At 67.7% G+C, this 26865-nt stretch carries 29 protein-coding genes; 11 read left to right on the top strand and 18 right to left on the bottom strand.

Features of this window, described 5'->3' with window-relative positions:
* Together AC0IX4_RS16280 and AC0IX4_RS16275 are read left to right on the top strand one after the other, a co-directional pair.
* The coding region (locus tag AC0IX4_RS16280) for a lytic transglycosylase domain-containing protein (RefSeq protein ID WP_471829915.1) at positions 1–602 on the top strand (602 nt) is incomplete at its 5' end.
* Between the two features lie 24 nt (positions 603–626).
* Positions 627–1763, top strand: coding sequence for an Mrp/NBP35 family ATP-binding protein (locus AC0IX4_RS16275; RefSeq protein WP_042574708.1), 1137 nt, complete (start codon positions 627–629; stop codon positions 1761–1763).
* 4 nt (positions 1764–1767) lie between these two features.
* On the opposite strand, the gene tatB is transcribed toward AC0IX4_RS16275, so the two are convergent.
* The 4 genes from tatB to sigE form a co-directional block, all read right to left on the bottom strand.
* On the bottom strand, positions 1768–2169 hold the full coding sequence (gene tatB / locus AC0IX4_RS16270; protein ID WP_471829913.1) for a Sec-independent protein translocase protein TatB: 402 nt from the start codon (positions 2167–2169) through the stop codon (positions 1768–1770).
* Between the two features lie 9 nt (positions 2170–2178).
* Positions 2179–3657: a S1C family serine protease gene (locus tag AC0IX4_RS16265; protein WP_471829911.1), complete on the bottom strand. Its 1479-nt coding sequence runs from the start codon at positions 3655–3657 to the stop codon at positions 2179–2181.
* Positions 3658–3666: 9 nt separating this feature from the next.
* Entirely contained in the window at positions 3667–4011 is a 345-nt protein-coding gene (locus AC0IX4_RS16260; protein WP_471829909.1) for a zf-HC2 domain-containing protein, read from the bottom strand.
* Positions 4012–4131: 120 nt separating this feature from the next.
* Positions 4132–4758 carry an RNA polymerase sigma factor SigE gene (gene sigE / locus AC0IX4_RS16255; RefSeq protein WP_042574711.1) on the bottom strand — a complete coding sequence of 209 codons (627 nt, stop codon included), beginning with the start codon at positions 4756–4758 and terminating at the stop codon, positions 4132–4134.
* A 210-nt stretch (positions 4759–4968) separates the two neighbouring features.
* On the opposite strand from sigE, the gene AC0IX4_RS16250 reads away from it, so the two are divergent.
* The gene (locus AC0IX4_RS16250; protein WP_042574738.1) at positions 4969–5586 is read left to right on the top strand and encodes an O-methyltransferase; all 618 of its coding nucleotides are present in this window, start codon (positions 4969–4971) and stop codon (positions 5584–5586) included.
* A gap of 1 nt (position 5587) precedes the next feature.
* Here AC0IX4_RS16250 and glgC read toward each other — a convergent pair whose 3' ends face one another.
* A complete protein-coding gene (glgC, locus tag AC0IX4_RS16245) occupies positions 5588–6802 on the bottom strand; it encodes a glucose-1-phosphate adenylyltransferase (RefSeq protein WP_471829907.1) in 1215 nt (404 codons plus the stop codon).
* A gap of 77 nt (positions 6803–6879) precedes the next feature.
* Between glgC and glgA the strand changes: the two genes are divergently transcribed.
* Positions 6880–8064, top strand: coding sequence for a glycogen synthase (glgA, locus tag AC0IX4_RS16240; RefSeq protein WP_042574713.1), 1185 nt, complete (start codon positions 6880–6882; stop codon positions 8062–8064).
* Here the strand turns inward: glgA and AC0IX4_RS16235 are convergent.
* The 12 genes from AC0IX4_RS16235 to dapE form a co-directional block, all read right to left on the bottom strand.
* Positions 8025–8876 (bottom strand): methyltransferase domain-containing protein, encoded by an 852-nt coding sequence (locus tag AC0IX4_RS16235; RefSeq protein WP_471829905.1) that lies wholly within the window; start codon positions 8874–8876, stop codon positions 8025–8027. The genes glgA and AC0IX4_RS16235 overlap by 40 nt on opposite strands.
* A 79-nt stretch (positions 8877–8955) precedes the next feature.
* Positions 8956–9123 (bottom strand): DUF3117 domain-containing protein, encoded by a 168-nt coding sequence (locus tag AC0IX4_RS16230; RefSeq protein ID WP_003406247.1) that lies wholly within the window; start codon positions 9121–9123, stop codon positions 8956–8958.
* 157 nt (positions 9124–9280) lie between these two features.
* Positions 9281–9847: a DNA-3-methyladenine glycosylase I gene (locus AC0IX4_RS16225; RefSeq protein ID WP_471829951.1), complete on the bottom strand. Its 567-nt coding sequence runs from the start codon at positions 9845–9847 to the stop codon at positions 9281–9283.
* 2 nt (positions 9848–9849) lie between these two features.
* Complete coding sequence (locus AC0IX4_RS16220) at positions 9850–10191, bottom strand: DivIVA domain-containing protein (RefSeq protein ID WP_042574716.1); 342 nt, start codon at positions 10189–10191, stop codon at positions 9850–9852.
* A 19-nt stretch (positions 10192–10210) separates the two neighbouring features.
* A complete protein-coding gene (locus tag AC0IX4_RS16215; RefSeq protein ID WP_471829889.1) occupies positions 10211–11173 on the bottom strand; it encodes a glucosyl-3-phosphoglycerate synthase in 963 nt (320 codons plus the stop codon).
* On the bottom strand, positions 11170–11982 hold the full coding sequence (folP, locus tag AC0IX4_RS16210) for a dihydropteroate synthase (protein WP_471829949.1): 813 nt from the start codon (positions 11980–11982) through the stop codon (positions 11170–11172). Before folP ends, AC0IX4_RS16215 begins: the two co-directional genes overlap by 4 nt.
* 103 nt (positions 11983–12085) lie before the next feature.
* Positions 12086–12274 carry a helix-turn-helix transcriptional regulator gene (locus tag AC0IX4_RS16205; protein ID WP_042574719.1) on the bottom strand — a complete coding sequence of 63 codons (189 nt, stop codon included), beginning with the start codon at positions 12272–12274 and terminating at the stop codon, positions 12086–12088.
* The gene (locus AC0IX4_RS16200) at positions 12271–12672 is read right to left on the bottom strand and encodes a hypothetical protein (RefSeq protein ID WP_471829887.1); all 402 of its coding nucleotides are present in this window, start codon (positions 12670–12672) and stop codon (positions 12271–12273) included. The genes AC0IX4_RS16205 and AC0IX4_RS16200 overlap by 4 nt, the downstream gene beginning before the upstream one ends.
* A 145-nt stretch (positions 12673–12817) precedes the next feature.
* Entirely contained in the window at positions 12818–14590 is a 1773-nt protein-coding gene (locus AC0IX4_RS16195) for a long-chain-acyl-CoA synthetase (RefSeq protein ID WP_471829885.1), read from the bottom strand.
* Between the two features lie 56 nt (positions 14591–14646).
* Positions 14647–15207 carry an LOG family protein gene (locus AC0IX4_RS16190; RefSeq protein WP_471829884.1) on the bottom strand — a complete coding sequence of 187 codons (561 nt, stop codon included), beginning with the start codon at positions 15205–15207 and terminating at the stop codon, positions 14647–14649.
* Positions 15204–15989 carry an LOG family protein gene (locus AC0IX4_RS16185; RefSeq protein ID WP_056069549.1) on the bottom strand — a complete coding sequence of 262 codons (786 nt, stop codon included), beginning with the start codon at positions 15987–15989 and terminating at the stop codon, positions 15204–15206. Before AC0IX4_RS16185 ends, AC0IX4_RS16190 begins: the two co-directional genes overlap by 4 nt.
* A gap of 10 nt (positions 15990–15999) precedes the next feature.
* Positions 16000–17091 (bottom strand): succinyl-diaminopimelate desuccinylase, encoded by a 1092-nt coding sequence (dapE, locus tag AC0IX4_RS16180; RefSeq protein WP_471829882.1) that lies wholly within the window; start codon positions 17089–17091, stop codon positions 16000–16002.
* Positions 17092–17124: 33 nt separating this feature from the next.
* Between dapE and dapD the strand changes: the two genes are divergently transcribed.
* The 7 genes from dapD (at position 17125) to AC0IX4_RS16145 (ending at position 25647) form a co-directional block, all read left to right on the top strand.
* On the top strand, positions 17125–18075 hold the full coding sequence (gene dapD, locus AC0IX4_RS16175) for a 2,3,4,5-tetrahydropyridine-2,6-dicarboxylate N-succinyltransferase (RefSeq protein WP_082043275.1): 951 nt from the start codon (positions 17125–17127) through the stop codon (positions 18073–18075).
* A 41-nt stretch (positions 18076–18116) separates the two neighbouring features.
* On the top strand, positions 18117–18659 hold the full coding sequence (locus AC0IX4_RS16170) for a GNAT family N-acetyltransferase (RefSeq protein WP_471829881.1): 543 nt from the start codon (positions 18117–18119) through the stop codon (positions 18657–18659).
* Between the two features lie 50 nt (positions 18660–18709).
* Positions 18710–19348 carry a TetR/AcrR family transcriptional regulator gene (locus AC0IX4_RS16165; protein WP_471829880.1) on the top strand — a complete coding sequence of 213 codons (639 nt, stop codon included), beginning with the start codon at positions 18710–18712 and terminating at the stop codon, positions 19346–19348.
* Positions 19345–20982: an acyl-CoA dehydrogenase family protein gene (locus AC0IX4_RS16160; RefSeq protein ID WP_471829878.1), complete on the top strand. Its 1638-nt coding sequence runs from the start codon at positions 19345–19347 to the stop codon at positions 20980–20982. The genes AC0IX4_RS16165 and AC0IX4_RS16160 overlap by 4 nt, the downstream gene beginning before the upstream one ends.
* On the top strand, positions 20979–21971 hold the full coding sequence (locus AC0IX4_RS16155; RefSeq protein WP_042576397.1) for a crotonase/enoyl-CoA hydratase family protein: 993 nt from the start codon (positions 20979–20981) through the stop codon (positions 21969–21971). The genes AC0IX4_RS16160 and AC0IX4_RS16155 overlap by 4 nt, the downstream gene beginning before the upstream one ends.
* A 72-nt stretch (positions 21972–22043) precedes the next feature.
* The gene (locus tag AC0IX4_RS16150) at positions 22044–23843 is read left to right on the top strand and encodes an ABC transporter ATP-binding protein (RefSeq protein ID WP_471829876.1); all 1800 of its coding nucleotides are present in this window, start codon (positions 22044–22046) and stop codon (positions 23841–23843) included.
* Positions 23836–25647 carry an ABC transporter ATP-binding protein gene (locus tag AC0IX4_RS16145; protein ID WP_471829874.1) on the top strand — a complete coding sequence of 604 codons (1812 nt, stop codon included), beginning with the start codon at positions 23836–23838 and terminating at the stop codon, positions 25645–25647. Before AC0IX4_RS16150 ends, AC0IX4_RS16145 begins: the two co-directional genes overlap by 8 nt.
* A 5-nt stretch (positions 25648–25652) precedes the next feature.
* Here the strand turns inward: AC0IX4_RS16145 and AC0IX4_RS16140 are convergent, their stop codons facing one another.
* Positions 25653–26837 (bottom strand): lipase family alpha/beta hydrolase, encoded by a 1185-nt coding sequence (locus AC0IX4_RS16140; protein ID WP_156149020.1) that lies wholly within the window; start codon positions 26835–26837, stop codon positions 25653–25655.
* Between the last annotated feature and the right edge of the window lie 28 nt (positions 26838–26865).

Raw genomic sequence — 26865 nt, 5'->3', positions numbered from 1 at the left:
CGCCTCCCCCTCCCGCAGCGCCCGCCCTGCCGGAAAGTCTCGCCGCCGGACCCCTCGGAGTGCCCGGAATCAACGTCGCCGCGTATCGGAGCGCCGAGCAGTTGCTCGCACAGAGCACCCCCGGGTGCTCGATGAACTGGGCGCTGCTCGCCGGCATCGGTCGAGTCGAGTCCACCCACGCCAACGACGGAGCAGCCGGAGCCGACGGCACCCTCTTCGAACCCATCCTCGGTCCCGTTCTGGACGGATCGTTGGCCGGTAACAACGTGATCATGGACACCGACGGCGGCGAGCTGGACGGCAATGCCACCTACGACCGCGCGGTCGGGCCGATGCAGTTCCTCCCGGAAACCTGGAAGCACTACGCGACCGACGGCAACGGCGACGGCAAGGCCGACCCCCAGAACCTCTTCGACAGCGCCGCGACCACCGGAAAGTACCTCTGCGACGGAGGCCTGAACATGGCCGACCCGCTGCAGGCGACGCGCGCCATCCTCCGCTACAACAACTCGATGGCCTATGTCGCGAACGTCGTCGCCTGGTCCGTGGCGTACTCCACCGGCATCGCCCCCGCCGAAGCGGACCTGCCCCGAATTCACTGAGCCGGTAACGCCTACCATCGGGGCATGCCCGTAGCCACCGAATCGGACGTTCGTAGCGCACTCGCGCGCGTGAACGACCCCGAGATTCGCAAGCCCATCACCGAACTCGGCATGGTCAAGAGCGTCGCTCTGAGCGAGGACGGGTCCGTCGACATCGGAATCTTCCTCACCACCGCCGGGTGCCCCATGAAGACCGAGATCTCCGACCGCGTCACCAAGGCCGTCGCCGACGTCGCGGGAGTCGGCGCCATCCGGGTCGAACTCGACGTCATGAACGACGAGCAGCGCACGGAACTTCGCAAGTCGTTGCGCGGTGATTCTGCCGAACCCGTCATCCCGTTCGCCCAGCCCGGATCGCTGACGCGCGTCTACGCCGTCGCCTCGGGCAAGGGTGGCGTCGGAAAGTCGAGTGTCACGGTCAACCTCGCAGCGGCCATGGCGGCCAAGGGCCTGTCGGTCGGTGTCCTCGACGCCGACATCTACGGGCACTCCGTCCCCCGCATGCTCGGCACCGATGCGCGGCCCACGCAGGTGGAGCGGATGATCATGCCGCCCGTCGCGCACGACGTGAAGATGATCTCGATCGCCCAGTTCACCCAGGGCAACACTCCCGTCGTCTGGCGTGGACCCATGCTGCACCGTGCGCTGCAGCAGTTCCTGGCCGACGTGTTCTGGGGCGACCTGGACATCCTGCTGCTCGATCTGCCGCCCGGCACCGGCGACGTCGCCATCTCGGTCGCCCAGCTGATTCCCGGCGCGGAGATCCTGGTCGTGACCACCCCGCAGCAGGCGGCGGCCGAGGTGGCCGAACGTGCCGGCGCCATCGCGCTGCAGACCCGTCAGCGGGTCGTGGGCGTCGTGGAGAACATGTCCTGGCTCGAACTCCCGGACGGCACTCGCATGGACGTGTTCGGCACCGGCGGCGGACAGGCCGTCGCGGAGCGCCTCACCGTCGCCGTGGGCGCGAAAGTGCCTCTGCTGGGCCAGATTCCCCTGGACACCGCGGTCCGCGAAGGCGGCGACTCCGGTATCCCCATCGTGCTGAGCGCACCGGAGACACCGGCGGCGAAAGCGATGATCGAGGTGGCCGAGAAACTGTCCGTGCGCAGCCGCGGACTGGCCGGAATGAGCCTGGGCATCGACACCACCCGGCACCTCTGACGAGTTAGGTCGCGTCCGGATCGATCGGCGGCCGCTCCCCGGTGGGGAGCGGTGCGCTCGGCGACTTGCTCATGTTCGGCGTGAAACCGCCGGCCGGAGTTTGCGGCTTCTCGTCGAACTTGCCGGTGAAGATCGAGTCGTCGCCGTCGAGGAGGTGCTTGGTGATCACCGCGCGCGGGCTCATGCCGCGCAGCTGGTTCAGATCCGCGAGCGGCTTGCGCAGGTCGTCGAAGTCCGTGCCCAGCTCGTCCTTGAGTTGCTGACTCGCGCCACTGGCGTAGTCACGGACCTGACGCAGCGACTTGGTGGTCCAGGTGATGGCGCCGGGCAGACGTTCCGGGCCCAGGACGACGAGTGCGACGACGAGCAGCACCATCATCTCGCCCCAGCCGATGTTCGAGAACACCCCTACAGCCTACGCATCCGAGACGGGGGTGACGGACACGTCCACCGTGCGTCCCGACCGGACCAGCTGAACCTGTACCGCTTGTCCGATCTGCTGTTCCTGCACGGCGACCGTGAGCTCGTCGGCGCCGCTGACCGTGCGGTCTCCGACGCGGACGATCACGTCGCCCTCGGCGATCCCGGCCTGCTGCGCCGGACCACCGGCGGTCACGTTGGCCACCTCGGCACCGGTCAGCGCGTCGTTGACCACCGAGCGGACACTGACTCCGATGTCCGGGTGGGTCATGGTTCCGGTGCGGATCAGCGACTGCGCGACCTCGGTGACGTCGTCGATAGGGATGGCGAAACCGAGCCCGACCGATCCCCCGCTCTCGCTGCGGATGGCCGAGTTGATGCCGATGACGCGACCTTCCGCATCGATCAGCGGACCACCCGAGTTGCCCGGGTTGATGGCGGCGTCGGTCTGCACGGCATCGATCACCGCGTCGGTGTCCGTGCCCTCTCCCGACAGACGGACGGGACGATCGAGTGCACTGACGATGCCACGCGTGACCGTCTTGCTCAGGCCGAGCGGCGATCCGACGGCGACGACGTCGTCGCCCACCGCGACGTCCGAGGACTTACCGAGTTGCGCCACCGTCAAATCCGCGACATCCGTCTTGAGTACGGCGAGGTCGGTCTTGGTGTCGCGTCCGACGATCTGCGCGGGCACCTTGGTGCCGTCGGAGAACGTGACGTTCAGTGTCGCACCGGGATTGGTGGCCGCCATCGAGATGACGTGGTTGTTGGTGACGATGTAGCCGCTGCCGTCGATGACCACTCCGGAGCCCGTGCCGGCGTTGCCGCCGAACGTCTCCTGGACCGAGACGACCGAGGGGAGAACCGCCTCGGCGACGCGCGCCACCTGGCCCTGCGGCAACTCGCTCCCGCCCTGCTCGAGGGTGACGCGGGAACTGGTGAGCGAGCCTCCGAGATCGGCGGCGATGCTGCCGACGACGCCGCCCAGCAGACCGATGACCAGAGCCACTCCGGCCAGCGACGCCAGCGCGCCCGTGGAGACTCGGCGTCCGAACAGCACCTCGCGCGCGCCGATCCTGGTGCCGGGTGCGAGAGGGGCGGGCTCCGGTTCGTCCACGGCGGGCGACACCGACATCACGCGGGACGACGGGATGCGCCACGGATTCTCGGGGGCCGATTCCGAGGCAGGCTCGGGCGCCTCCGGTTCACGCACCAGCGACTCGGCGACACCGGGGGGCCGACCGAAAGCCTCGGTCAGCACGGGGTCGGGCGCACCGACACGAATGGACGGGGTTTCGCGGCGACGAGTCCGGTCGTCGCCGAAGGAGTCACGGATACCGTGCGGCCGACCGAACGCACGGACGACGTGCGAGTCGATGGTCGGACGGTAGAGCGGACGAGGAGGGAGTCGCGGTGTGTCCGCGTCGTCCTTGCTGTCGCCGGTGGGGCGGTACTCGTCGGCTGGAGTCACCTGTGCACGCTACCGCCGACGGAAGCGCGAGCCGACGACCGACCCCAGGCCGTGGCGGAGACCGGAACCGAAGGACGGCTCGGGACGCGTCGTGTCGTGCGGGGTGCACTGCGGAATCTGGCTCAGCAGGCCGAGAAGGGACGACGGCATCGACATCTGGGGCGAGGCTTGCAGAGCGATTCGCGCCTGCTGCTGGGCGTCGACCTCGGCGGCGCACGCCGGGCACTCGGAGACGTGGTGCGCGGCCCGCAGATACGGATTCATGCGGAGTTCGCCGTCGACGTAGGCGGCGATCGCCTCGCTCGCGAGGTGATCGGTGGGGCTGAACTGTCGCGGTTCGCGTGCCCGTGTCATTCCTACCTCCACTTCACGCACGTCCGGATGTGGTCACGTACTCGAACACTAACGACGGACACCGCGCGGAAGTTCCCGGCAGAAGACCGACGTCACCGTCACGACGGTACTACTGCGGCGTCACTCCGACGGGGTGAGCGATGCCCGCATCTCACGGCTCGTGGCGAGATGGTCGCGGAGAGCCTGGCGACCTCGGTGGATGCGGCTCCGGACGGTTCCGAGCTTGACGCCCAGGGTCGCGCCGATCTCCTCGTAGGACAGACCCTCGATGTCGCACAGCACGATCGCGGCGCGGAACTCGGGTGCCAGCGAGTCGAGAGCGGCCTGCAGGTCGGGGTCGAGACGCGCGTCGTGATAGATCTGCTCCGGGTCGGGTGTGTCCGACGGGACGCGGTCGTAGTCCTCGGGCAGCGCCTCCATGCGGATGCGGTTCCGACGGCGGACCATGTCGAGGAAGAGGTTGGTGGTGATGCGGTGCAGCCAACCCTCGAACGTTCCCGGCTGATAGTTCTGCAGGGACCGGAACACCCGGATGAACGTGTCCTGGGTCAGGTCCTCGGCGTCCTGCGCGTTGCCGGACAGGCGGTAGGCCAACCGGTACACCCGGTCGCCGTGCTCGCGTACGAGTTCGTCCCAGGACGGCATGGAGGTGGCATCGCCGGTGGCATCGAAGACAGCAGTTCCGGACAGCTCTTCGGTCTCGACCGGTGTCGTCAGGTCGGCGTGTTCGCGCGGGTCGGTCATCATGTCTATCGGTGAACTCCTGTTCGGTCCGAGTTGTTCCGGTACCCGTTCTGCACGCGACCGAAGCTGTGGCGAACTCTCGTGAGGTCAACTCTCTCGCGGACATGTGTGCGACCCGTGTGAAGAGGCTGAGTGTCGGCTGAGAGTTCACAGGCCGACACGTGAGTGGTCACGACGCGTTAGGGTTTTCGCGTGACTGTCGACGCCGCGAAGATGCTGCACTACGCCGAGGAATCCGTCGTCGAGGACGAGGTCCTGCTGGCCGCCCGTGAGAGGGCCGTCGATCTGGGCGCCGCCCCCGTCCCCGCCTCGGTCGGCGCGGTGCTCAGCATGGTGGCCCAGTTGTCCGGTGCGCGAACCGTCGTGGAGGTCGGCACGGGCGCCGGCGTCAGCGGGCTGTGGCTGCTGGACGGCATGCGGTCGGACGGTGTTCTCACCACCATCGACACGGAGCCCGAGCATCAACGCGCCGCGAAGGAAGCGTTCCGATCCGGCGGTATCGCCGCGTCCCGCACCCGGTTGATCAACGGCCGCGCACTGGACGTCCTCCCCCGCCTAGCGGATGCGTCCTACGACCTGGTGTTCATCGACGCCACCCCACGTGACCACGTCGGGTTCGTCGCCGAGGGTGTGCGGATGCTGCGCCCCGGCGGGGCCTTGATCCTGCACAACGCGCTGCTCGGTGGGCGGGTGGCCGACGCGTCGTCACGCGACGAGGCGACGGTGGCGGTTCGTGCCGCGGCACGTGCCATCGCGGAGAACGACAGCCTCACGGCCGTCGTGTTCCCGCTCGGCGACGGATTGCTGTGCGCCTCGCGCGTGCCGGAGTGACCTAGATCCAGACACCCTTGCCGACGGCGACGACGCCGTTGGCGCTGACGTTGAACCGCTCCGCATCGCGGTCGCGATCGACGCCGATGATCTCGCCGTCGCCGACGACGACGTTCTTGTCCAGGATGGCGTTGCGCACGACGGCGTTCTTCCCGATGCGCACGCCCGGCATGATGACGCTTCCCTCGACCGTCGCGCCCGCGTCGATGATGACCGACGAGCTCAGCACCGAGTTGCGCACGGTCGCACCGGACAGGATGGATCCCGCGCCGACGATGGATTCCTGCGCCAGGCCGCCCTGGACGAACTTGGCGGGCGGGAGGTTGTCCGCGGATCCGCGGATCGGCCAGCGCTTGTTGTAGAGGTTGAAGATCGGGTGCACGGACACCAGGTCCATGTGGGCGTCGTAGAACGCGTCGAGTGTTCCGACGTCGCGCCAGTAACCCTTGTCCCGCTCGGTGGCGCCGGGAACGACGTTGTCCTTGAAGTCGTAGACCGAGGCCATCCCTGCCGCGACGAGAGCGGGAATGATGTTGCCGCCCATGTCGTGATCGGAGTCGGTGTCCTCGGCGTCGGCGCGGATGGCGTCCACGAGCACCTTGATGGTGAACACGTAGTTGCCCATCGACGCGAACGTCATGGTCGGGTCGTCGGGGGTACCCGGCGGGTCCTTCGGCTTCTCGAGGAACTCGGTGATGTTGCCCGACGCGTCGCTGTCGATGCAGCCGAAAGCTGTTGCCTCACTGCGAGGTACACGGATGCCCGCGACGGTCACGCCCGCACCCGAGTCGATGTGCTGCTGCACCATCTGCTCGGGGTCCATGCGGTAGACGTGATCGGCGCCGAACACGACGATGTACTCGGGGTCCTCGTCGGTGATGAGATTCATCGACTGGAAGATGGCGTCCGCGCTACCCGTGTACCAGCGCGGTCCGAGACGCTGCTGGGCCGGGACCGGAGTGATGTACTCACCCGCGAAGCCCGAGAGTCGCCACGTCTGAGAGATGTGGCGGTCCAACGAGTGCGACTTGTACTGAGTCAGAACACAGAGTCGCAAATACCCCGCGTTCACCAGGTTGCTGAGCACGAAGTCGATGAGGCGGTAGGCGCCACCGAAAGGGACGGCGGGTTTCGCTCGATCAGCGGTCATCGGATACAGGCGTTTGCCCTCGCCGCCGGCGAGCACGATCCCGAGTACATGCGGCTGGGTCCTCACAACAGTCAACCTATCCGGTTGTGACGAGCAATCGCTACGTATAGGCCGAATGCACCCCGACGCGTTACGTTCGTCTCATGCGAGTGGCGATGATGACGAAGGAATATCCACCTGAGATCTACGGCGGCGCCGGCGTCCACGTGACGCAGTTGGTCGAGCGACTCCGCGCCCTGTGCGAGGTCGACGTGCACTGCATCGGCGCACCGCGCGACACGGCAACCGTGCACTCCCCCGACCCCGAACTGGCCGACGCGAATCCGGCGCTCACGACGCTGTCGACCGGCTTGCGGATGGCGAATGCTGCCGGCGACGCCGACATCGCGCACTCCCACACCTGGTACACCGGACTGGCCGGTCATCTCGCAGCCGAGCTCTACGGCATCCCCCACGTCCTCACCGCGCATTCCCTCGAGCCTCGTCGGCCGTGGAAGGCGGAACAGTTGGGCGGCGGATACCGCGTCTCGTCGTGGTCCGAGCGCAACGCGATGGAGAACGCCGACGCCGTCATCGCCGTCAGTGACGGGATGAAGGCCGATGTCCTGGACTGCTACCCGGGTATCGACCCGGCGCGGGTTCACGTCGTCCGCAACGGAATCGATACCGACGTCTGGCATGCGGGTGGCGCAGCCGACGGCGAGCCGTCCGCCCTCGACGCCGTCGGTGTGCGGTCGGATGCCCCCATCGTCGCCTTCGTCGGCCGCATCACCCGGCAGAAGGGCGTGGGGCACCTCGTCGCTGCCGCGCACGCATTCGACCCGTCGATCCAGTTGGTGCTGTGTGCCGGCGCTCCCGACACCCCCGAGATCGCCGCCGAGACCGAGCAGGCAGTCGACGCGCTGATCGAGAGCCGCGGCAACGTGTTCTGGGTCCGCGAGATGCTTCCCACCGAGCAGATCCGTCAGATCCTCTCGGCAGCAACGGTCTTCGTGTGTCCGTCCGTGTACGAGCCGCTGGGCATCGTCAATCTCGAGGCGATGGCGTGCGAGACGGCCGTCGTCGCGTCCGACGTCGGAGGCATCCCCGAGGTGGTCGTCGACGGCGCCACCGGAACGCTGGTGCACTACGACGCCGCGGACACGGCCGCCTTCGAGGCCGACCTGGCTGCCGCGGTGAATGCTCTCGTCGCCGACGGATCGCGGGCTGCGCAGTACGGAGTCGCCGGGCGTGAACGCGCGGTCGCGGAGTTCTCCTGGGAGTCCATCGCCCAGCAGACGATGGAGGTCTACTCGGCTGCCGTCGACGTCGCGGCAGCGCGGGCGTAGACCCCGACGGTCACCGACACGGTGACCTCGCGGGGAGTCGGCATCGCCTCGACACGTGTTCGCAGATCGTCGGCGGACACGTGCCGGGCGGAGGGGCCCATTCCCACCACGGCCGCGACCTCGTCGTGGCCCAGGGAGATCGGGTATGTGACCGCGGTGCGCTGCTCCCGCTCGAACCGTCCGGCGAGGGTGTCGCCGAGTCGTCGTGTCTTGTTCTCGTCGACCCGGACGAGACCGAGATCGTCCACCAACTCCACGAGGTGACGATCGGTCGGCGTGAGCACGACCAGGCGCCCCCCGGGAGTGAGCACGCGGTGGATCTCGGCAGCGTTGCGGGGGGAGAACACCGACAGAACGACGTCGACACTCTCCGTTCGGACCGGCACGTGGTTCCAGACGTCGGCGACGACCGAGGTGATGCGGGGGTGTGCGCGTGCCGCACGCCGTGCAGCCGCCTTGGACACGTCGAGTCCGATGCCCACCGAGTTCGCTCCGGCACGATCGAGGGCGCGGGCAAGGTAGTGGCCCGTCCCGGCGCCGATGTCGAGCACCGTCCGAGTGTCGACGCACGCGTCGGCCACAGCGTCCATCAGGCGGTCGTAGTACCCGCCGTCGAGGAACTGCTCGCGAGCGGCCACCATCTCGGTCGAGTCACCGACGATCTTCCCTCCCGAGCCGGACAGCAGGCTCACGTAACCCTGCCGCGCCACGTCGAAGGTGTGCCCGCGATCGCACAGCACCTGCGTACCGTCCGACTCGAGGTCCGCTCCGCAGTGCGGACACATCAGGAGAGCAACGGCGTCGTCGTTCATCGGATGCCCCACTTGCTCGCGGTAGGAAAAAGGAACGACCCCACCGGTCGGTGGGGCCGTTCGCAGGGAGTGCCGGTGTTCAGCTGGTGACGCCCTTGAGCTCGTCGCCCAGGGCTGCCGCCTCGTCGGGAGTCAGTTCGACGACCAAGCGTCCTCCGCCTTCGAGTGGAACCCTCATGACGATTCCTCGTCCCTCTTTGGTCGCCTCGAGCGGACCGTCCCCGGTCCGGGGCTTCATGGCCGCCATTCTCTGCTCCCTCCAGATCTGCGCTGACCTGCATTGCGCGCTGCATCAATTCGGTCGCGCCTCGGCGGGGTCCGACGAGGCTCGTGAACTTATTGTTCCCTATCCTCCGGATCCGCGGGTAACGGACACCCTCGAACAGCGGTGGAGCGGGTGTGTACTAGCGCGCCGGAACCCAGCAGTCGACGACATGGTCGTCGACCATTCCGGTCGCCTGCATCAGTGCGTAGGCGGTCGTCGGTCCGACGAACGACAGCCCGGCCTTCTTCAGAGTCCGAGCGAGCGCGGTCGATTCCGCCGTGACCGCCGGGACATCCGTCAGCGTCGACGGCCGCGGTCGTGCCGGTGGCGCGAAGGACCAGAGCACCGCGTCCAGATCGATGTCCTGATCCACGACGGCCCGCGCATTGCGCACTGTCGCAGTAATTTTCGCTCGGTTGCGCACGATCGCACTGTCGGACATCAGACGCTCGACGTCGTCCTCGCCGAACTGTGCGACCAGCGCGGGATCGAACCCGCGGAAGGCGGCCCGGAACGCGTCCCGCTTACGCAGAATGGTGATCCACGACAGGCCGGACTGGAACGCTTCCAGGGTGATCCGCTCGAAGAGCGCGGAGCGTCCGTGGACGGGAACACCCCACTCGTCGTCGTGATACGCCGCATAGAGCGGGTCCAGCGACGGGTCCCCCGCCCACGCGCAGCGGATGCGGCCGTCGGAGCCCGGCATCGTCACCGAGGTGGCTCCTCGGTGACCTCCGCCGGTTCCGCACCCGAGTCGACGGGCGCCGCCGGTTCCTGCTCCTTCAGGCGCAACCGCAGACTGTCCAACTCGACCGCCAGACGATCGAGCGCCCAATCGACCTCACGGGCGTCGTAACCGCGCAGCGTGATCGAGAACCGCAGAGCCCGCACGTCTCGTCCCGCGATACCGCGTGCGGGCAGAGCAGTTGCCGTGGTGCCTTCGGGCAGCGGTTCCATCTCTTCTCCACGCCCGAAGACGACGGACGCGAGAAGGAACAGAGCCACCGCCACGACGGCGATCACGACGACGTACAGCAGGATCGTCACCATGAGGCGATCCTGCCACGCCTCAACCCCTCGTCTTGTCCACCCAGGTCTTGTCCACCCACGGCCGTACGGTTCGCATCGGCGGCCGGTCGGCGAGCGAGACATCGGTGACCGAGGGAACGAACGTCTCCCCGTCCAGAACGAACTGCGTCAGACCGGCGCCCGAATCCGGGATTCCTGCCCTGGCGAGCATCGTTCCGACGATCTGGCGACTCATCGCGCCCAGTTCGACGAGCGGACGATTGCGGTGGCGGCGGACTCCGAGATTCACCTGACCGATGGCGTCCATCCCGAGACGGTCGTAGGTGTCCATCAGCAAGCCGATCTCGACTCCGTAGCCCGGCGCGAACGGCACCGAGGACAGGAGTTCCCGAGTACCTGCGTATTCGCCGCCCAGAGGCTGGATGACGCGACCCAGCTCGGGCCGCAGGGCGGCCAGCAGCGGTCGGGCGACGAGCTCGGTGACGCGGCCTCCGCCGTGAGCCTCCGCCGATCCTGCCAACGGTCGTCGGTAGTAACCCTTGACCAGGTGGATACCGTCCGTCGTGAGAAGCGGGCCCAGGAGCTTGGGGACGAACTGGGGATCCGGATCGATGAGGTCCGAATCCACGAAGGCGATCAGATCGCCCGTCGTGGCGGCGATCGCACGCCAGAGCACCTCGCCCTTCCCCGGCGCGGGTGCCAGTTCCGGAACGGCCTCCTCACGCGAGACGACGGTGGCGCCTGCCGCCGTCGCCCGGATCGCGGTCCGGTCGGTGGAGCCGGAGTCGAGGACGACCAACTCGTCGACGATGCGTCCGAGCAACGGACTGATCGTGTCGATGACGCCGGCGACGGTCTCTTCCTCGTTGAGCGCGGGGAGGACGACGGACACGGTGCGGTCGCCCTTCGCGGCCTCGAGTTCCTCGAGGGTCCAGGACGGGCTGTCCCAACTGTTCATGCGGTCCCAGTCGGTCGCCGGGGTGATCATGCCTGCCAGTGTCATGCCAAACCTCGCACTGTTCGCGCGGGTGCCCTGGTGCCGGCTATCGCTGCCACCATGTCGACGACCCGTCTCGTTGCTGCCACCTCGTGCACTCGGAACATCCGAGCGCCCTGTGATGCCGTCAAAGCTGTCGCGGCCAACGTTCCCTCCAAGCGTTCGGCAAGTCCTACACCCAGAGTCTCCCCGATGAAGTCCTTGTTGCTCAGCGCCATCAGCACAGGCCATCCGGTGTTTACAAGACTGTCGATCCGACGCAACAGTTCGAGCCCGTGATAGCTGTTCTTCCCGAAATCGTGGGTCGGATCGACGATGATTCCGTCGAGTCGGACCCCCGCGGCACGCGCATCCTCCGCGGAACGGGTCACCTCGGCGACCACGTCGGCCACCACGTCGGCGTAGCGGACGCGGTGCGGACGGGTGCGCGGGACGGCGCCGCCGGTGTGCGAACAGACGATGCCGGCACCCATCTCGGCGGCGACGTGCACCAGCTCGGGATCGGCGCCGGCCCAGGTGTCGTTGATCAGATCCGCGCCCTCGGCGCAGGCGAGCCGGGCGACGCCGGCTCGCCAGGTGTCGACGCTGATGACCAGATCCGGGTACGCGGTGCGGATCGCGGCGACGAACGGCACTACCCGCCGCGTCTCTTCGTCGGCGTCCACGGTGGCGCCGGGTCCGGCCTTGACTCCCCCGATGTCCACGAGGTCGGCGCCCTCGTCCACCGCGCGGCGTACGGCGTCCATGGCCGCGTCGTCGCCGAACGTGGCGCCCTGGTCGTAGAAGCTGTCGGGTGTGCGGTTCACGATGGCCATGACGAGTGCCCGGTCCGTAGCCACCGGCTTGCCGCACAATGTCGAGTTCGGGATGACGGTCGCGCCGGGTTCGCTCACGTCACCATGATGCCCGGTCACCCGTTCAGGGCTCGAAGATGTCGTCGATGCGCAGCGAGAACGTCGCGGCGAGCCGAAAAGCCAACGGCAGCGACGGGTCGAACTTGCCCGTTTCGATGGACACGATGGTGCGACGGGACACTCCGACCTCGTCGGCCAGACGCTGCTGCGACCACTGCCTGGCGCGTCGAAGCTCCGGGAGAGAGTTCTTCACCGGGTGGATCGTCGCGCGGCGATGCCGTAGCGGATACCGAAGCTGACTGCCGCCGCGACGACCACACTCGCCATCACCAGCGAGCCGTCCACACTGTCTCCGACCGCAGTGAGGACCACAGCTCCGAGACCGGCGAATGCGACGACGTCGGTGAAAGACCCTGCCGCTGCTCGGCCGTACCACGAGGACTCGACCGACTCCTCTTCGTGCACCACAGCGCCGCGAACCGACGCGCGGTCGACCACCGACACCCACACGACACCGACGCACGGCGCAGCGAGGCAGAACGAGAACACCAGGAAACCGACAAGGACGTCCGAGCCGGCCATGCCGACCGAGACCGCGAGAGCGCCCAGGACAGCGGCGAGGACGATGCCGGACGGGACGGAAACCGCCATGGCCGAGACGTCCCGCGAGCCTAGTCTCGTACGTCCCCACCGGGTTCGACTCTCGGCAGTGTTCATGGAGACCTCGTTCCGGTCGACAACGTGAAGTACCCTTCACATGAGAAGGGTACTTCACACATGTCTCGACCGCTGGAGTTCAGCCCTTGGGCAGCTTTCCGGCGCCGACCTCGTCGACGTAGCCGTCGTAGCTCTCGACGTATCCGCCGGACTTGCCCTTCAGGACATACAGGTCGCCGTCACCGTCGCCGTATCCGATCTTGCGGAGCTCGACCTTCTTGCTCTTGAACGTCGAGGTGGCCTCGAGGGACTCGACGACACGGATGAACAACGGAACCGCGTATCCGGGGAGGTTCTTGTAGGCGTGCTGTGCGAAGGAGTTGCCGTCGAAGGACTTTCCCCCGCGCAGCGTCACCGCCGCCATTCCTGCCTTACCGTCCGTCTTGTCGATGTCGACGCCGAAGACCACGGCCTGGTCGACGTCCGGATGCGAGTTCAACGCACCCTCGACCTGAGTGGTGGCGACGTTCTCGCCCTTCCACCGGAAGGTGTCACCGAGTCGGTCGACGAATGCGACGTGTCGGAAACCCTGCTGGCGCACCAGGTCCCCGGTGTCGAACCAGCAGTCGCCGTCCTTGAAACCGTCCTTGAGGAGCTTCTTGTTCGTCGCCTCCTCGTCGGAGTACCCGTCGAAGGGCGCACGATCGGTGATCTTCGACAGCAGCAGACCGACGCCGCCGGCACCGACCTTCGACAGGCGACCCGAGTCGTCGCGCTTGGCCTTGCCCGTCTCGTCGTCGTACTCCACGACGGCGTACGGCAGCGGGCAGAACCCTGCGGTGCGGTCGATGTTGAAGGCGTTGATGAAGGCGATGTTGCACTCGCTGGCGCCGTAGAACTCCGCCACGCGCGAGATGCCGAAGCGGGTGGTGAACTCTTCCCAGATCTCCGGGCGCAGTCCGTTGCCCACGATCAGTCTGATGGTGTTGTCGGAGTCCTGCGGAGTCTCGTCCTGAGTCAGCAGGTAGCGGCACAGCTCACCGATGTAGGTGAATGCGGTGGCCTCGTTCTCGCGGACGTCCTTCCAGAAGTTGGACACCGAGAACTGCTTGCCGATGGCGAGGGTGGCGCCGGACGCCAGCACCGACGACAGCGACACCGTCAGAGCGTTGTTGTGATAGAGCGGGAGGCAGCAGTAGAGGACGTCGTTCTTGTCCAGTCGCACGCCCATGCTGCCGAGGCCGGACATGGACTTCATCCACCGGAAGTGGCTCATCAGGCTGGCCTTGGGCATACCCGTGGTGCCGGAGGTGAAGATGTAGAACGCCTTCTCCTTCGCCTGGATCTCGGTGGTGGCGACGGGGTTCTCGGCGCTCGCCGACTCCGCGAGGCGGTCGAGTTCGTCGGCGTGCAGGACGACCTTCTCCGGCATCGCCTCGTCGAGCGACTCGAGAGCTTCGATGCAGTCCTCGTCGACGACGAGCACGCGCGCGTCGAGGATGCCCAGGCTGTGCTCGAGCACCTCCCCGCGCTGGTTGAAGTTCAACATGCCGGCGGTGGCGCCGAGCTTCACGGTCGCGAGAGCGACCAGCAGGGTGCGCATCGAGTTCTTCGCCAGGACGCCGACCACGTCGCCGCGCTGCACACCGCGATCGGTGAGCACGGAGGCGTAGCGATTCACCAGATCGTTCGCCTGTCCGTACGTCAGGGTGTCGCCCTCGAACCTGACGAAGGGGTGGTCGGGAGTCTTGGTGGCGACACGCTGGAAGATGTGGCCGATGGACTCCTTGTCGTCCGGCTTGCGCAGGAAGCCCGGCAGCCCACGCAGGACGCTCGGCAGGGCCGTGGTCATCCTCGGCAGCGTGGCGGCGATGTCGAGCAATCCGACCTTGTGACGAGCCTCGGCACCCATGTGGTGATCCCCTCCCAAGCGAGCCGGCAACGAATCCGGCTGTGACGACGCTTACCTTACTGGTTGGTAATGTTCACGGTGCGAGGTAGCCCACAGGCCGTCAGCGCCGCGTCCACGTCCGTGGTGAGAATGAGCCGGTCCAGCGATCTCGCGGAGACGAAACCCGTCCCGGCCAGCGATCGGAGCCACTCGAGCAACGGGGTGTAGTGGCCCTGCGGGTCCAGGATCACGACCGGTTTGTCGTGCATGCCCAGATAGCCGGACGTCCACGTCTCGAACAGTTCCTCGAGCGTGCCGATGCCGCCGGGCAGTGTGACGAACGCGTCGGCACGCTCGTCCATCACCTGCTTGCGTTGGCGCATCGTGTCGGTGACCACTAGCTCGTCGGAGTCCACGTCGGCCACCTCGCGGTGCACGAGTGCCTTCGGGATCACACCCAGCGTCGTCGCTCCGGCGGCGCGGGTCGCCGCGGCGACCGCGCCCATCATCGAGACGTTGCCGCCCCCGGACACCAGAGTGCCCCCGCGTCGAGCGATCTCGCTCCCGACCTCCGCCGCCAGATCGATGTACTGCTGCTCCACCGGACCGGACGCGCAGTACACGCACACTGCCGTCATTGCTCGGTCACGCTCGATCGGCTCTCGGTCTCGGCCAGGCTCTGTCGACTCTCGTCGATCCACCGGACTGCCTCCTCGACGCTGTCGGTGCAGCGGATCAGCTCGAGATCGCTTTCCGACACCGTTCCGGCGCCCACCAGCGTCGTCCGGATCCACTCGAGCAGGCCTCCCCAGAACGCGGTGCCGAACAGGATGATCGGGAACTGCGTCACCTTGCGGGTCTGGACCAGCGTCAACGCTTCGAACAGCTCGTCGAGGGTGCCGAATCCGCCCGGTAGGCAGACGAACGCCTGCGAGTACTTCACGAACATCGTCTTACGGACGAAGAAGTAGCGGAAGTTGACCCCGAGGTCGACCCACTGGTTCAACGACTGCTCGAAGGGCAGCTCGATGCCCAGGCCGACGGAGAAACCACCCGACTCGCAGGCCCCCTTGTTGGCCGCTTCCATCGCACCCGGGCCGCCGCCGGTGACGACGGCGTATCCGGCTGCCGACAGCGCAGTGCCTAGCTGGACCCCGACGGCGTACTCGGCCGAGTCCGGCTTCGTTCGCGCCGACCCGAACACCGTGACAGCGCGGGGCAGCTCGGCCAGTGCGCCGAATCCCTCGACGAACTCGCTCTGGATACGCAGCACGCGCCACGGATCGGTGTGCAGCCAGTCCGACGGGCCGCGCGAATCGAGGAGGCGTTGGTCGGTGGTCGTTCCGGCGTACTCGCGTCGGTCCATGACCGGCCCGCGATAGTTCGTCGAGCGGTCTCCCGGTCGTGAAGGCGCGTTCATGGTGCCGAGGTTAGTGCCCGCCGGTGACAGTCAGATACCGACGCAGGACGTCGGCGACATCGGTGATCTGTCCGACGGGAACGTGCTCGTCGCGTTTGTGCGCGAGGTTCGGATCGCCGGGCCCGTAATTGACCGCCGGAATGCCGAGCGCGGAGAACCGGGACACGTCGGTCCAGCCGTACTTCGCACGGAATTCTCCGCCGGCCGCGGTGACCAGAGCCGCCGCCGCGGGCGCCGCGAGACCCGGCAACGCGCCGGGTGAGCGGTCGGTCACCTCGACCGCGAGGTCGACGCCGGCCGTCACCTCGCGTACGTGCTCGATCGCCTGCTCGACAGTGCGGTCCGGCGCGAACCGGAAATTCACGTCCACGAATGCCTCGTCCGGAACGACGTTTCCGGCGACTCCGCCGCTCACTCGCACGGCCTGCAGACCTTCGCGGTACACGCATCCGTCGATGTCGACGCTGCGCGGCTCGTACGCGGCCAACCGTTCGAACAGCGGACCCAATTTGTGAACGGCGTTGTCGCCCAGCCACGACCGCGCAGAATGCGCCCGCGTCCCCGACGCGGTGAACCGGACCCGGAGCGTCCCCTGGCAGCCCGCCTCGATGAAGCCGCCCGACGGTTCGCCGAGGATCGCGACATCGCCGCGCAGCCACTCGGGCATCTCGCGTTCGATGCGCCCCAGGCCGTTCGCGGAGGCCTCGATCTCCTCGCAGTCGTAGAAGACCAACGTCAGATCGGCGTTCGGTTCCGCGATGGTCGCCGCCAGGTGCAGGAACACGGCATCGCCCGACTTCATGTCGACGGTTCCGCATCCGTACAGAACGTCGCCTTCACGTCTGCTGGGCACGTTGTCGGCGATGGGGACGGTGTCGAGATGCCCCGCGAGGATCACCCTCGTCGGCAGTCCGCGACTCGTCCTGGCCAGCACGGCGTCGCCGAATCTGACGATCTCGAAGCCGGATGTCTGCTCGCGCAGCGCACTCTCGACCGCATCGGCCAGAGCGGCCTCGTCGCGGGAGACGCTGGGGACGTCCACCAGCGCCGCGGTGAGGTCGACAGGATCGGCGTGCAGGTCCAGGGTGATGGGTGCGCTCACCTGCCCGACCCTATTCCTCTAGGCTCTCCACCCGTGACCACAGGCGCATCGGCAGTCGGCATTGCACACATCACGACCTCGGGAACGGTGCTGGACACCTGGTTTCCCGCACCCGAGTTGGGTGAGGTCGCCGAGACGGGTACCACCCGTCTTGCCGAGTCGGACATCCCCGCGGAGCTGGCACCCCTCGTCGGCACGGATGACGCACGCGGCCTCGAGATCGTCGCGGTGCGCACCACCATCAGCTCGCTCGACGACGCGCCCACCGATGCTCACGACGTGTACCTCCGCCTGCACCTGCTCTCGCACCGGTTGGTGCAGCCGCACGGGGTCAACCTCGACGGACAGTTCGGACTGCTGTCGAACGTCGTGTGGACCAACTTCGGCCCCGCCGCCGTCGAGGGCTTCGAAGCGACCCGCGCCAAGCTGCGCGCCCGCGGACACGTCACCGTCTACAGCATCGACAAGTTCCCCCGCCTGGTCGACTACGTTCTCCCCACCGGAGTGCGTATCGGCGACGCCGACCGGGTCCGCCTCGGCGCGCACCTCGCGTCCGGCACCACGGTCATGCACGAGGGATTCGTCAACTTCAACGCCGGCACACTCGGCTCGTCGATGGTGGAAGGCCGCATCTCGGCCGGCGTCGTCGTCGACGACGGGTCGGACGTGGGCGGTGGCGCCTCGATCATGGGCACCCTGTCCGGTGGCGGCAAGGCCGTCATCTCGGTCGGTCAGCGCTGCCTGCTGGGCGCGAACGCCGGACTGGGCATCTCGCTCGGAGACGACTGTGTCGTGGAGGCGGGCCTCTACATCACCGCGGGTACCAAGGTCACCGGACCGGACGGCACCGTCATCAAGGCGTCCGAGTTGAGCGGCAAGTCGAATCTTCTCTTCCGCCGTAATTCCGTCTCCGGTGCGGTCGAGGTCGTGCCGTGGAAGGGTACGGGAGTCGAGCTCAACTCGATCCTGCACGCGAACGACTGACCGGGAGTCCTGCCCGGCCATTGCTGCCCCGGGGGGACACCGTGGACGACGCACCAGCGCTTCGAACCGTGTCGACGGACGAGTTGTCCGACGCCGACACCCATGCCTGCGAGGGATTGGTGCGCGGCGCGTTCGGTGAGCACTTCACACCTCACGACTGGATCCATGCCCTCGGTGGCGTCCATGCCGTCCTCACGGTGGGCGATCGCGTGATAGGCCATGCAGCGGTGGTCCCGCGGCTCCTCGCCCACGACGGGAAGGAGTTCGACGGCGGCTTCGTGGAGGCCGTCGCGCTGGACCCCGAGTTCCGTGGAACCGGCCAGGGCGCCTCGGTCATGGAGGCGATCGAAGCCGAGATCGAGTCGAGTGATGTTCTGGGCGTCCTCAATTCACTTCCCGAGGCCGTCGGGTTCTACGAGGCGCGCGGGTGGGTCCGCTGGCGTGGGCTGCTCGGCGGCATCGGCAACTTCGACGACCCGACACCTCCGGACGACCAGGACACCGTCATGGTGTTCCGTCCACCCGCGCACATCGACGTCGACGGCGTGCTGCTGGTCAACAACCGCGTCGGATCTCGCTGGTAGCTGCCTGAGCACTCTTGACACATGAACGGAATCCGCGTTCACTCCTTGACATGGCCTACCGACGGACTGCCGCCGTTCAAGAGCGACTCGACGCTGCGCGGTCCGGAATCGTTGCTGCCGCACTGACACTGGTGGCCGAGCAGGGTTACGCCGGCTGCGCGATGGCGGACGTGGCGGCACGCGCCGGCATCGGCGTGGGCACCGTGTACCGCTACTTCCCCAGCAAGGGCGAGCTGTTCGCCGAGGTCTTCCGGGACGCGTGCGGACGCGAGGTGACGGCCGCGACCACCGCGGGAACGCACGCGGCGCGGACCGGCTCGACGATCGACTCCATCCTCGCCTCGGTACGCACGTTCGCCGAACGCGCACTACGGAATCCGACACTGGCCTACGCCCTTCTCGCCGAACCCATCGATGCCCTCGTCGACACCGAACGCCTCGCGTTCCGGGTGGCGTTCGCCGAGGCGTTCGCCTCCTCCATCCGGGCAGGCGTACAGGCCGGGGAACTACCCGATCAGGACGCGTCCATCACCGCCTCGTGCCTGGTCGGCGCCATCGGCGAAGCACTGGTGCTGCCCCTGGCCCGCGGGCACGCCGACGCGTCCACCCTCGACGCGCTCGACACCTTCACCCTGCGCGCACTCGGCGCATCCCCCGCCTCCCTCTCCCCCGTCAGGAAGTCGTCATGACCACGACCCATACCGTCACCAACCAGGTCCCGCCGCTGATCGGCCACGACGTCGCGGAGCACCCGGTGATCCTCGAGGCGCTGCACCGGGAAGGCGCCGCGGACTCCCTCGACGAGTTGCACCGCCTCGGCCGTCTCGCGGGCAGCGAGCAGGCGCAGCGGTGGGGTGACCTGGCGGAGGAGCATCCGCCCGTCCTGCACACGCACGACCGGTACGGCAATCGCATCGACGAGGTGGTCTACGACCCCGCGTATCACGAGTTGATGCGCACGGCAGTCGAATTCGGGATGCACGGGGCTCCGTGGAACGATCCGTCACCGCACGCGCATCTCGAGCGTGCCGCGAAATTCAGCGTCTGGGGCGCGGTCGATGCGGGCCACGGCTGCCCGATCTCCATGACCTACGCCGTGGTTCCGGCCCTGCGCGCGAACTCCGACCTGGCAGCGCAGTACGAACCGCTGCTCACCACGCGCACCTACGATCCGTCGCTGCGGGCTCCACTCGAGAAGTCCGGGCTCGTCGCCGGTATGTCGATGACCGAGAAGCAGGGCGGCTCGGACGTGCGTGCCAACCGGACGACGGCGGTGCCGCAGCCCGACGGGTCGTACCGCATCACCGGCCACAAATGGTTCACGTCCGCACCGATGTCCGACATCCTGCTGGTCCTCGCGCAGGCACCGGGTGGCCTGTCCTGTTTCTTCCTGCCTCGAATCCTGCCCGACGGCACCCGAAACGCCATGGCGATTCAGCGCCTGAAGGACAAGCTGGGAAACCACTCCAACGCCTCCAGCGAAGTCGAATACGACGATGCCACGGCATGGCTCGTGGGCGACGAGGGCCGCGGCGTGCCCACCATCATCGAGATGGTGAACATGACCCGGTTGGACTGCACGCTGGGTTCTGCCACCGGCATGCGCGCCGGTACTGCGCAGGCCATCCACCATGCGGTGCACCGCCAGGCCTTCGGCAAGAACCTCGTCGACCAGCCGCTGATGCGGAACGTCCTCGCCGATCTCGCCGTCGAGTCCGAGGCATCGACCACGGTGGCTCTGTGGTTGGCCGCGCTGACCGACCGGGCCACGGCCGGCGACCGGCACGCTGCCGCGCTGCGCCGCATCAGCCTGTCCGTGAGCAAGTACCTGGTGTGCAAACGCGGACCCGCCCATGCCGCAGAAGCTCTGGAATGCCTGGGCGGCAACGGGTATGCGGAGGAGTCGCGGATGCCGCGGCTCTACCGCGAGGCTCCCCTGCTGTCGGTGTGGGAGGGCTCGGGCAACGTCGCGGCGCTCGACACCCTGCGGGCGGTGGCGAAGCAGCCGGACACTCTCGCCGTCTTCTTCGACGAGCTCGACAGCTGCGCCGGGTCCGACGCGGCGCTCGACGCCTCGGTGCGGTCGCTCAAGAATTCCTTCGGGGACCTCGCGACGGTGGAGCACCGCGCGCGCCGGATCGTCGGCGACATGGCGCTGGCACTGCAGGGCTCGCTGCTGGTGCGGTACGGACACCCCGCCGTGGCGGACGCTTTCACCTCGAGCCGTCTGGGCGGGGACTGGGGCAGCGTCTACGGAACCCTCCCCACCGGTATCGACACGGCGACGATCATCGAGCGATCGACACCGAAGGTGCCCGCATGAGCGACGGGCCGGCCGCGTGGCGTGACGGCTGGGACGAGGGCGCCGACTCGCCGTTCGAGGGTCGACCGTCTCGCGACGAGTCGCCGCGGTACCGCACGCTCACCTACGAGGTCACCGGGCGCATCGCGCGTATCACCTTCGATCGACCGGAGCACGGCAACGCCATCACCGCGGACACTCCGGTCGAGCTGGCTGCCGCCGTGGAGCGCGCAGATCTGGACCCGCGTGTCCACGTGATGCTGCTGTCCGGCCGCGGCAAGGGCTTCTGCGGCGGCTACGACCTGTCGATCTACGCCGAGAACCTGGACCGGGGCGACGACGACGCCGCAGACACCACCGGCACGGTTCTCGACCCCGTCGTCCAAGCCCGCAACCACGACCCGTCCGGGACGTGGGATCCGATGCTCGACTACGCGATGATGAGCCGCTTCAATCGCGGCTTCGCGAGCCTGTTGCACGCGAACAAGCCCGTCGTCGCCAAGCTTCACGGCTTCGCCGTCGCCGGCGGCACGGACATCGCGCTCTACGCCGACCAGATCATCTGCGCCGACGACACCAAGATCGGCTATCCCCCGACGCGGGTCTGGGGAGTTCCCGCGGCAGGCATGTGGGCGCACCGCCTCGGCGACCAGCGCGCCAAACGACTGTTGCTGACCGGCGACTGCCTCACCGGCAAGCAGGCCGCGGAATGGGGCCTCGCCGTCGAGTCCGCGCCCGCCGACCGATTGGACGCACGAACCGAGGACCTGGTGGCGCGGATCGCACGGATGCCGATCAACCAGCTGATCATGGTGAAGCTCGCTCTCAACAGCTCGCTCCTGGCGTCGGGCGTCGCCACCTCGACGATGGTCAGCACCGTGTTCGACGGCATCTCCCGACACACCCGCGAGGGCTACGCATTCCAGACCCGTGCTGCCACAGTCGGATTCCGGCAAGCGGTGCAGGAACGGGACGAGCCGTTCGGCGATGCCAAGCGGCGCGCGGAATAGAGGGTCGCGGTAAATCGGTTGGATCCTTCACCTGCTCGATGAGACCGTTGTCGGGTAGGTGAAGGAGACGATGTGTCTACCGGACTGGTGGAACGGACGACGACGAAGGACGAGACGGACGAGAGAACCACCTCGTCACTGCGCCGCTTCGTCCCCTTTCTGTACCCGTACCGGTGGTATTTCGCCGGATCGGTCGTGGTCTCGCTCGTCGCGACGCTCGCGGCTCTGGTCATTCCCCTCGTGATCCAGCGCATCATCGACGGTCCGATCACGCGCGGTGATCTGTCGGGCATCTGGTGGCCGGCCGCTCTGGTGCTGCTGCTCGGCACGGTCGACGCGGTGGGGATCTGGATTCGCCGCTACCTGGTGTCGGGACCGTCGAGCCAATTCGAGATCACGGCGCGCGCCCGGGTCTTCGACAAGCTCCAGCGGGTGTCCGTCACCGCCCACGACAGTTGGGAGTCGGGCCAACTGCTGTCCCGCGCCATCTCGGATCTGTCGGCGTTGCGCCGGTTCGTCGCCTTCGTCGGCCCCTTCATCATCATCAACGCCGTCACACTCGTCGCCGGGCTGGGCATTCTCCTGGTGCAGGCGTGGCAGTTCGGCGTCATCATGCTGGTGGTAGCCGTCCCCCTCGTGCTGGCGTGCGTCCGCTTCGAGGAGATGTATCGCATCGTCGCCCGCGACGCCCAGGATCAGGCGGGCGACGTCACCACCACCGTCGAGGAATCCATCCACGGCATCCGTGTGCTCAAGGCCTTCGGTCGCAGCGCCCACCTGGGCCGCCGCTTCCTCACACAGGCTGCGACGCTGCGCACCACCGAGCTGACCAAGGTGCGCTATCTCGCACTGCTGTGGTCGGTCATCGTGGGTCTTCCGCCGCTGGCCATCGGCGGCATGCTTGCCTACGGCACCTACTCCATCGTGAACGGCACCATGACCGCCGGAACCCTGGTGGCGACCATGGCGGTCGTGGCTTTCCTGTCGTGGCCGGTGGAGTCCCTCGGCTTCCTCCTCGCGGAGCTGAACAATTCCCGGACCGCCGCCGACCGGTACTGGGAGATCATGGACACTCCCGAGTCGATCGTCGATCCCGCTGTGCCCGCGATCCTCCCGAGTCCCGTACGCGGCCACGTCCGGTTCGATCACGTCGCGTTCCGCTTTCCCGACGCCCCGGACCGACTCCTCGACGACGTCAGCTTCGACGTCCATCCCGGTGAGACCGTTGCGGTGGTCGGCAACACCGGGACGGGCAAATCCGTCGTCACGACGTTGATTCCCCGACTGTTCGACGTCGACGGCGGTGCCGTGACGATCGACGGCGTCGACATCCGGTCGATGCGCCTGGCGGACCTCCGTTCCATCGTGTCCGTCGCCTTCGAGGAGCCGATCCTGTTCTCGGCGAGCGTCCGCGAGAACGTGGCACTCGGTCGTCCCGACGCGACCGATGCCGACGTCGCGGAAGCTCTCGACATCGCGAACGCGTCAGGGTTCGTCGACGCGTTGCCGTGGGGGCTGGACACTCGCATCGGTGAGCAGGGGTTGAGCCTGTCCGGTGGTCAGCGCCAACGCCTGGCACTCGCCCGAGCCGTGATGTGTCGACCTCGCGTATTGGTGCTCGACGATCCCCTCTCGGCCCTCGACGTGGACACCGAGTCGACAGTGCAACGGCGCCTGCGGTCGGTGCTGCAGCACTCCACCACCGTGCTGGTGGCGCACCGACCGTCGACGGCGGCGTTGGCCGATCGCGTGGTGCACATCGGCCACGGCACCGTCCTCGAGTCCGGAACGCACGAACACCTGCTGGCCACCTCCGCCGCCTACCGCGAGGTCATGGGGTCCGACGCTGCGATAGGAAGCCGCCATGGCTGACACCGACTGGAGGGGCGTCGGCGGAGAGGACTCCGACGTCGACAGAGCCGGCAACCTCGTGTTGGCCGATCGTTCACGGCGACTGCTGTTCTCGCTCCTTCGCCCGCATCGGCGACGTACCGCCCTCACGCTGGCGATCATCTTCCTGGACAACCTCGCTTTCGTCGCGGGTCCGCTCTTCATCGCGCATGCGCTCGACACGGGCGTGGACGCCGCGATCGACGGTCGGTGGGCGCCGTTGGTCTGGACGATCGTCGGTTACGTCGCAGTCGGATGTCTGGGCGCAGCAACGACATACGCGTTCCTGATGGTGTCCGGCCGGTTGAGTCAGGACATCCTCTTCGATCTGCGTGACCGGGTGTTCCGTCATACCCAATCCCTGTCGCTCTCGTTCCACGAGAAGTACACGTCCGGCAAGGTGATCTCCCGGCTGACCAGTGACGTCGAGTCGCTGCAGACCTTGCTCGAGAGTGCGCTGAACGACGCCCTGACCGCGATCCTGTCGATGGTGTCCATCGCGATCATCCTGATCTACCTCGATGTACCGCTCGCTCTCGTCGTGCTGGCCGGGTTCGTTCCCCTGGTACTCGTCACTCGGTGGTCCCAGCGACGTCAACGCCAGGCGTATCGCCGCACCAGGGTGTCCATCGCCCGCGTCGTGGTCCATTTCGTCGAGTCCATGGTGGGCATCCGCGCGGTACAGGTTTTCCGCCGGGAGCGTCGCAACGCGGACATCCTGCGCGCCGAGGACACCGAGTATCGCGATTCGACCACCAGTGCGCTGCGCGGCATGGCGAGCTACACCGGCATCGTGCGATGGATCGGAAACGCGACCCTTGCCGTCATCGTCGTCGTGGGCAGCCGGCGGGTCATCGGCGGCGACCTCGACATCGGTGTGCTCGCGGCATACGTGCTGTATCTCCGACGGTTCTACGGTCCGCTCGACGAGCTGGCCCAGGTGTTCAACGCCTACCAGTCCGCGGCCGCAGCGCTGGAGAAGATCTCGGGAGTGCTGGAGGAAGAGCCAGCAGTCCCCGCACCTCTGCGTCCGGTCGCCCTCGACTCGGCCCGTGGCGACCTCGACTTCGACGGCGTCACGTTCGCCTACGGAGCCGGATCCGTCGTTCTGCCGACATTCTCCCTGCACGTGCCTGCCGGTCAGGTGGTCGCCATGGTCGGCGCCACCGGTGCCGGGAAGTCCACGCTCGCGAAGTTGGTGGCGCGGTTCTACGACCCCACGTCGGGGCACGTCCGGCTCGACGGCATCGACCTGCGCGACCTCGCCGACGACGATCTGCGTCGCGCCGTCGTGATGGTGACCCAGGAGTCGTTCCTGTTCTCCGGATCGATCGCCGACAACATCCGACTCGGGCGACCGTCGGCCACGGACGACGAGGTCCGGGCAGCTGCGGACGCCGTCGGCCTGACGCCGTTCCTGCAGGCCTTACCGCGCGGCATCGACACCGACGTGCGCAAGCGGGGCGGCCGACTGTCCTCGGGTCAACGGCAACTGGTGGCCTTCGCCCGCGTATTCCTCGCCGCACCGTCGGTGATCGTGCTCGACGAGGCCACCTCCAGTCTCGACATCCCCGGTGAGCGGCTGGTCCAGCAGGCGCTCGAGACCGTACTCGAGGGTCGGACGGCGCTGATCATCGCGCACCGACTCTCCACGGTGGCGATTGCCGACCGCGTCCTCGTCATGGCCGACGGCCGCGTCGTCGAAGACGGCACCCCGGACGATCTTATCGCCGCCGACGGTCGCTTCGCCCACCTCGATGCGGCGTGGCAGGAGAGCTTGGTCTAGCGGATTCAGCTCACCGACACATCCGGCTCGGTCACCTCGTCGATCTCGTCGGGTGTGGCGTCGGACATCAGCTCCGACAGGACGTCGAGCACGCGGGGGTCGGACAGCAACGCGAGGTGGCCGGTTCCGGGAAGCGTGTGCAGCTCGCTCATCGGACCCCGCGCGCTACGCAGGGTCACGAGTCCGTCGCCGACGGCGTCCGCCCACCAGGCGGTGTCGTCGGCCGCGAGCGTCGCCGCCACGGCGACATGGCGGATGCCCGGAGCGAGATCGACGTCGGTGGCCAGCCGTAGGTCGTCGACACCCTTGCTGCGGACATCGAGCAGATCGGCCCACGCCGCGGTGTGCTTCGCCTTCCGCAGGAGTCGGGACAGGCGGTAGGCGCCTTCCGCCAGCGGTGCGCCCTCGTGGGGCGTGCCCAGGTAGCACGCGGTGCGCACCAGAGGTAGCCACGTGGCCTTGCTCGCCTCGACCGCGCACGCGCGCCGCACGACCAGACCGCCCATCGAGTGGCCCACCAGGTCGATGCGTTCCACCGGCACGGGCCAGACGGCGATCAACTGATCCAACAGTGCGGCGAGTGCCGCACCGTTGTCGACGATTCCCGTACCGGTGTTGTACCGCAGGCAGACTGCGCTGATCCCCTGCGCGGCCAGTTCCTCGCCGTAGCTCCCGCGCCCGTCGAGGCGGTAGTACCACGCCTGCTCGGTCTCACCGAGACCGTGGACCAGTACGGCGATGTGCCCGGTGGCCTGGGGGAACGCGGTCGTCAGCATCGCGGTGTCGTTCCCCACCACCCGGCGCTGGTGGTGCGGCCCGAGCTCGACAGCGAGGTCGTTCCCCTCGGCGACGAGACGGTCGCCGAGCAGCCCGTTGACCGCCCCGACGATGACCGACCCGGCCGCGCTGGATGTGACCGCATGCGAGACCGTCTCGGGAGGAAGAAGCCGCGAACCGGCGGAGACCGCCATGGCGGCCGCAGCTCCCCCACCTCGAACCATCGAGTAGACGAGGTCGGAGATGCCCTCGTTGAGCACGCGCACCGGAGCCGCCGGCGGACCGAGGATGCCGAACACCACACTGTTGACGGCCCGATGCGTGCCCTGGACGGGACCGCTCAGGATGTCGATGGCCGTGGCCACGACATCGGCGGCGCCAGCTACTTCGTTTCGACCGTCAGTTGAGTGCACACTTGTACTCTAACCGCACTGCGGGCTC

This window comes from Rhodococcus sp. AC861 (genome assembly GCF_979256035.1).
Note: the sequence above shows the minus strand (reverse complement) of the source record. Positions and strands in the feature narration are given on the sequence as shown.